The 1,312-nt window shown below is 47.8% G+C and carries 2 protein-coding genes; one reads left to right on the forward strand and one right to left on the reverse strand.

The features are described 5' to 3' along the window. Positions 1-500: 500 nt before the first annotated feature. Entirely contained in the window at positions 501-782 is a 282-nt protein-coding gene (locus tag F2P44_RS34265) for a hypothetical protein (protein ID WP_167094544.1), read from the reverse strand. A 223-nt stretch (positions 783-1,005) separates the two neighbouring features. Here F2P44_RS34265 and F2P44_RS34270 point away from each other — a divergent pair, with 223 nt between their 5' ends. After that, on the forward strand, positions 1,006-1,215 hold the full coding sequence (locus F2P44_RS34270; RefSeq protein WP_167094546.1) for a type II toxin-antitoxin system VapC family toxin: 210 nt from the start codon (positions 1,006-1,008) through the stop codon (positions 1,213-1,215). The last annotated feature ends 97 nt before the right edge of the window (positions 1,216-1,312 follow it).

A 1,312-nucleotide genomic window follows, 5' to 3' on the forward strand; every position in this document is an offset into this window, starting at 1 on the left:
TGCATGCCGTCAAGGGTGCGCTACGCCGGCACGCGCGCAGCGCGCGCCGCCCTTGACCGCACTCCGGGACGGTAGAACCTCACAGCATAGCCGATGTCAAGTTTCACCGGAAACGTCATAGGGCCAGTGCTGTACAGGCAGGTTTTTTCACATCAGGTCGTCATTGCGCCTCGATCGAAAACTCATCCACTGATTATCCTTTAATTACTTTGTATTCGGTAATGTTGATCATTTCTAAGTTAATACTTCGGACCTGGCCAAGCTCATTAAATAAGAACGCAATTTCAATGTTTGCTGCGGGATTTGACCAGTTTGACGTATCAAAACTCCCGCCGATGTTTTTTAATTTCCACTTTCTGATGAAGTTGCATACAACCACTTCCCGATTCACACTTGGAGTGCATTGACCTCTATTTTTCACGAAAATTTCTTCGATTTTATTTCGATCTTGCCCAGCAAACAATTCACTTGCATAAGAGCTAATTTTTTCTTTATCAATTCTACCAACGCCGATGGAACCGCTGCTGTGCCCCGGGGTGAGAATTTACGTCCGAGTAGGATTTGCGCAATATATCGGATAAAACGTCATAGCCCAGAACGGAAAAATCATCTACGGCTACTGGGAAACATCCAGCCAATGCCACAACAAGCGATAATGCTAAAAATTGGGCACTTCGAATTGTTACGCCTGGTACGCAAATTTGATTGCCAACGATTTCCATAATTTCATCCAGAAGTATATATTTGTTATATTGAGAAAAAGTTGCGGAAGATGGTAGCATTAATCTCCATGCTTCCGTGAAAGCGCGGCGTCCAAACATCCCGGCGGATGGATTGGATTGCCAGAGGGAACTGAGGTCTACATGGCGGGTCTAGTTCTTTACGACACCAATATTCTGATCGACTGAAGCAAAGGGTATGCGGAAGCGCTCAGCGAACTTGCTCACTGGGATAATCCAGCCATCGGCGTGATCACCTGGATGGAGTTGTCTGGGGGGCGCCGATGTGGATGACGTGCCGCGTTTCGACGAATTCATGGTGGACTTCGGATTGGAGATCATCGAGACCGACGCCAGGATCATGCAGGCCACAGCGGTCATCATGTCCAAGCGCCGCCGTTTTGGCCCGAAAATTGGATTGGTGGACGCAATTATTCAGGCAACTGCCGATATCAAGAAACTGACCATTGAGCCAATTGCAAAACGATTTTTCTGAACTGGCCGGCATCACGGGAGCGCGACTTTCCATCGCATTTTCGTGATGCTGGACGAATTCTGGTCGGTTATGGTGGCGGAATCATGGTTAATCTCAT

The organism is Massilia frigida (assembly GCF_011682175.1).
Taxonomy (GTDB): Bacteria; Pseudomonadota; Gammaproteobacteria; order Burkholderiales; family Burkholderiaceae_D; genus Telluria_A; species Telluria_A frigida.